The sequence below is a fragment of the Candidatus Nitrosocosmicus agrestis genome, assembly GCF_008389435.1.
In the GTDB taxonomy this organism is placed as follows: Archaea; Thermoproteota; Nitrososphaeria; order Nitrososphaerales; family Nitrososphaeraceae; genus Nitrosocosmicus; species Nitrosocosmicus agrestis.
Window position 1 is genome coordinate 1 of the sequence record NZ_VUYS01000037.1, and the last position, 5,288, is coordinate 5,288.

At 32.0% G+C, this 5,288-nt stretch carries 4 protein-coding genes; 2 read left to right on the forward strand and 2 right to left on the reverse strand.

Features of this window, described 5'->3' with window-relative positions; genetic code table 11:
- Positions 1-835: 835 nt before the first annotated feature.
- Entirely contained in the window at positions 836-1,777 is a 942-nt protein-coding gene (locus tag F1Z66_RS15030; protein WP_149864446.1) for a hypothetical protein, read from the reverse strand.
- A 375-nt stretch (positions 1,778-2,152) separates the two neighbouring features.
- Between F1Z66_RS15030 and F1Z66_RS15035 the strand changes: the two genes are divergently transcribed.
- Entirely contained in the window at positions 2,153-3,109 is a 957-nt protein-coding gene (locus tag F1Z66_RS15035; protein ID WP_149864447.1) for a hypothetical protein, read from the forward strand.
- A gap of 217 nt (positions 3,110-3,326) precedes the next feature.
- Here F1Z66_RS15035 and F1Z66_RS15040 read toward each other — a convergent pair whose 3' ends face one another.
- Entirely contained in the window at positions 3,327-3,596 is a 270-nt protein-coding gene (locus F1Z66_RS15040) for a hypothetical protein (protein WP_149864448.1), read from the reverse strand.
- Between the two features lie 896 nt (positions 3,597-4,492).
- Here F1Z66_RS15040 and F1Z66_RS15045 point away from each other — a divergent pair.
- Positions 4,493-4,684 (forward strand): hypothetical protein, encoded by a 192-nt coding sequence (locus tag F1Z66_RS15045; RefSeq protein ID WP_149864449.1) that lies wholly within the window; start codon positions 4,493-4,495, stop codon positions 4,682-4,684.
- Positions 4,685-5,288 lie beyond the last annotated feature (604 nt).

Here is a 5,288-nt window from a genome sequence, read left to right on the forward strand (position 1 = left end):
ACATTATTCAATCCACAATAGCTCATAAGTTTACTTTGATTAATTTCGCCATATTCACAAAGTTTCAAGAGAATATCCTTCCTGATAAATATTCGATCACGGTATTCATGAACCACAATGAATCAATCATTATGAAATGTGATTCAATTGATATTAAAATTTCTATTAATTAAGGAAGAATAATTCTATTAGTGGAATTGATGTGATTGGGACTACGTTCTGAATTACAAAAATATTGAAATCATGGGTAAATATGAGACCATACCACTTAATACATTTGTGAACATTTTTGATTTGTTAAAATGATTTTGACTTTGCCTTGTATAGATAGAAATTTGAAAAGTTATCAACAAAAAATAAGTTAAATGCCCTGTCCTAATGTATGGCTCAAAAGGAATAAAAAACATCCTACTTGGGTCATCATGAAATTTGGGAGCATCAACTAATTCATCTATTTATTTCTTTTATTGGTTCTTATTGATATCCCCTTCTTCTTTAGTCTGAGTTATGATGGAATGAAGTTCTATCGTAATATTATCATGGCGCTAGTAATCTTTCAGTTACTGATATGTTTGCGAGTATAATTATTTCTTCAGTTCATGCTAGTGACTCTTCAATTAATGATCTAGAATCTTCACTAAAGGAAAAATATAACCAATTATGAACAATATCGTGGGACCGCTCAGATAACTCTAGCATTCCACTTTACATTGACATAAATGTTTGCAATTTCAATATGAGATGTTAGGTATCATTTTTTCTTTTAATATGCTTCTAGGGTTTTTATGTTTGATAAAATGTGATATTCCATTGGTTTTTATTCATTACAAGATTTTCATTGACTCGTTATTGATATCTTGACTGTGTATTGAGAAGGGGGGCCACATCCTGGAGGGCTAGTTGTTCCCACGTAGGTTTTTTCTTGATTATATCCTGTACTCTCAGTCGTTGAGTTTCTTAAAATTTCAGATGTGAGTTCTATTTCGTCTATAAATACTAAACCATTACATCCACCCGGGATTAATCCTGGGGATATGGAACCAATTATATTAGTAGCTTGAACCAAACCTGAAATATTATACGATGGCTCCATAAGTTGAACTAGTGTATCCCTAAGATTAACAAGCGTAAATGGCGTTCTGCTGCCGGCCTTATCTAATCCCAAAATTTTGACTTTTAGAGAATCATTTTCATTGTTTAGCGAAAAAGGACCAATCCTCAAATTTGATGTTATGTTCGAGCCATCTCCTCTAGGCCCGAAATATTTAGTGGCGGTTAGTGGATCATCATCATTCTTTTGTCCGCTTATTCCGGCATATAGGATATCAGAGGTAGGTGAGCGAGCTTCATTTACCAATATATTTTTCATGGTAACAAATATTGATAATGGTGCATGAAGTACAGGATCGTACTTTGTTAATGTATTAATAGGATAAGAATTATTGGATGTGTCACTCAAGGCAGTTTTTGTTAATGTAATATTATTATTCGAATTGACTGTGATATTAAAATCAACATTTCCTGCATCTGTACTATTTGACAATGGATAATCTATCCATTTACCTGATAATTCGGTATTATTATTTTCCAATAAACCACTAAAAATGTTCGCGATAGTAACAGCATCATCGCTGGTAGTCGCTTCAGTACCAATCAACCAAACTGTATCATTTGCTTGCTTGATATTATAAATCGTGCCTTTGTCTGATAAATAAATGCCACTTATATCAACACTGTCGACTGTAAATGATGATTGTGCATTTGCTACAAGAGTCATACTTAAACTTGAAAATAAAATAAGCATGGTATAACAAACAATAGCTTTTTGCATATACTATGAATTTATTTGATCTTCTTTAATGTTTGGATTCACTTGTATGTATAATACAAAATATGGTAGAACCTAGGATCTTCACATTACATTCAAGAATTTAATATTATATGTCTTGGACATAACTATATTTAAACCCAAGGTGAATTATATAATCAAACTTATAATTTGTTACAAATTTGAACTGCTTTGTATACCATAACCAAATTTCGCAATAAAATTACAGAAGATTATTATGAATATTTTAACTAGAAGTAAATTTGCAAAATATATTCAAAAATTATTATATCCTATATTATTCCTAAAGAAATCAAGAAAAAAATGTTAAAGTCAATTGACACAAAATTATCTGCAGTATTAGTTGTAGCAGTATTTGCGGTAATGATGATCTTTGGTCCAACATCATCTAATTTTCAAAAAGCGTTTGCGCACTACGGAGTCGATATTGATCAATGCAAGGACGATGAAGACTATTATGATGATCATGAAAATGCCTGTGACAAAAATCTACAAGCACACTATGGTGAGGACTATAACGGTGACTTTGGTTCAAAAAATATTAACAGCAACAACAACGATGATGACGATGACGATGACGGCAACAGATCTAACCAAGGTATAGGTCAATCTCAATCTTCACGTCAAAACTCTCAATGTGTCTCAGGTGGCGATACTAATGACTCTTGCAACAACTTAAGTTTCCAAAATCAAGAGAATTCAGGTAACAATGCAGCAGGTCAACAAGGCGGTGGAGATGATGACGATGACGATGACGATGACGGCAACAGATCTAACCAAGGTATAGGTCAATCTCAATCTTCACGTCAAAACTCTCAATGTGTCTCAGGTGGCGATACTAATGACTCTTGCAACAACTTAAGTTTCCAAAATCAAGAGAATTCAGGTAACAATGCAGCAGGTCAACAAGGCGGTGGAGATGATGACGATGACGGCAACAGATCTAACCAAGGTATAGGTCAATCTCAATCTTCACGTCAAAACTCTCAATGTGTAGCTGGAGGTAGTTTAGGTAATTCTTGCAACAACTTAAGTTTCCAAAATCAAGAGAATTCAGGTAACAATGCAGCAGGTCAACAAGGCGGTGGAGATGATGACGATGACGGCAACGGCAACAGATCTAACCAAGGTATAGGTCAAAATCAAGATAGTAAACAGAATGCACAATGTGTATCTGGTGAAGATGCAATAGTATCTTGTGACAATGTTAGTTTCCAAAATCAGGTAAATAGTGGAAACAACGCATTAGCACAGGATTAAACATTTATTTTTTTATCAATTAACTATGTGTTTGCTTAATTCGAATTTGTAAATATATTCTTTAAACCAATTTTAATAAACATTTAGTAATTTAGCCTGTACCACTACTCAGTATTATTAAGGTGGGTATGGATATTCATAAAGACAAATTAGAGATAGTGGTTTATAGCCCAATTTGAAATAGATTCTCATGCATATGATAAAACTTAATCAATAGCTATCTAAATCTTAATGAATTTTTCATTTGCTGAATTTGAGGAATCAGTTCTTGAGCTGTTGATTGTGGACTCATAAATATGAAATGATATAGAATTACATTCTTAATTGTAAAAATATCCATATCAAATGTTCCCAAGTTCTGGGTCAAAAAAATTAATTCTCTGGAGGGGTTTCTTCCTATCTCTGTACAGTTATTTATAACTAAAGTCACATTCAATCCTGCATAAATTGAAGCCGGATCACCAAAAGAGTTAATTCTTTCTTTCACAAGCCTATCTAAAAACTCGGATGAATTCTGATTGTTGCTTTTTAAGGATGTACTGATATTGCTTACGGAAATGCTAAAAATTATTGTTGATACAATGCAATCAGAGGTTCGCCATTTGGCCTAAAAACTACCTCTGTAGATTCACCGTAGTATGGAAAAGTCGAATTTTATGGTGCTATCTTCCAGTTAGAAAGTAATTTATCTCAAAATTTTTCCTGTATCTGTATAGAGCTTGGTGACATTATCTAAAGTCAAAGCAGAAGAAAATGTTGGAACTAGATATGTTAGAAAGGAAATAAAAAAGCTCAAAAACAATGTGATCTAGTGATAATGTATTATTTGATTTCCATAAGTCTATTGATCTGGTTAATTATTTAGTGTTAGTGGTATAATGATCATGCGTAAATTTGAATATGTCTAATACATTGTGTATGGCATAAAAAAATTACACTTCGATCTTTGGGATGATTGTTTTTATGATATATACAATTATTTTTCAAATGAGATTAAAACCGAGAAAAATCCGTACTAAAACTGACTTGCTGAGCTTTTAAAAATCTAGTGACCGATATCATTTCTATAACGTTTATAAAGTGCTACCATAAACATAAAGTTTTATCTGGATGTCTTAGTGCATGTATGATACTATATTGGATATAGTATCATGACTTTAATCGCATTATTACACAACATTCACTAACCATTTCTTTACCTTCATTGTGATTACATTTATTTGTTTTATTTAGTACCTGCGATGGAGTAGAACTCTGTAGCATTCGTTGTGTGTTCTAACATTTATTCTAGTTAAAGGACAATTTGATATTCAAACTTTGTGTTTGCATGTATAGGTTATGATAAATCATATAAAATCAATAGTATGACAAGCGTCAAGAGTTATGATAATCAAAAGTTATCCGACCTCGAAAAAAATTATCAATGAATTTCTTAAAAAGGAAGATGTAAAACGGTTAGTTAACATCAAGTTTACCGCTATTAGTAAAAATGACGATGACAAATATGAGGCTTTAATTATTTATGAAGTAGAAGAAATAAAGAATAATAAATTTGAAGAGGATCTTCAAATATAGGAATAATTTGATTTGAGTTTTAAATTGTGTACTAATTGGAGATGAAACAATTCCGCCCAAAAACCTGATTTGTATTAGGAACATCTTGACAGGCTTTGTATAATTTAACTTTGACATTGGTCATGCTCAAAAGAGCTTTTATCGAAAGGCTATATTCTCTTGCGAAATTTTAGTTTTATCCCATAAAAACAATGATATCTAGTTAACATCTTATTTAACAAATGATTTTTGCTTCTGCCCTGTCGTGCCTTACCATTTTCCACTTCTGCTTAATCGTGGTTATAGATTAAGATATGGATCTATCCTCTTAGACAATTTGATAGCATTATTTTGAACTGGATTCATGAGCGGTTTTACAATAAGGTGTTGAAGCTTCAAAATTATACAAATAATGATTGTACATATAATTGACTTGCTAATTGTTATTATGTCTTTACCAAGAATCTGAAAAATTCTATGAATGAACGGCGCTGTTACCTTAAGCGTTGATCATCTCCTTATTATGATAGTTGACAAAAAGATTCAGCCAGTTTCGTACATGCTTTAACTTACAATTGTTCATTTTACATGGAAAGTAATCATCGAAACTTTCTGTTCTGTCCTT

Excerpts from the sequence above, each read along its gene's own strand:
- F1Z66_RS15030 (WP_149864446.1), bottom strand. The coding sequence starts at position 1,777 with ATGACTCTTGTAGCAAATGCACAATCATCATTTACAGTCGACAGTGTT.
- F1Z66_RS15035 (WP_149864447.1), top strand. The coding sequence starts at position 2,153 with ATGTTAAAGTCAATTGACACAAAATTATCTGCAGTATTAGTTGTAGCA.
- F1Z66_RS15045 (WP_149864449.1), top strand. The coding sequence starts at position 4,493 with ATGATAATCAAAAGTTATCCGACCTCGAAAAAAATTATCAATGAATTT.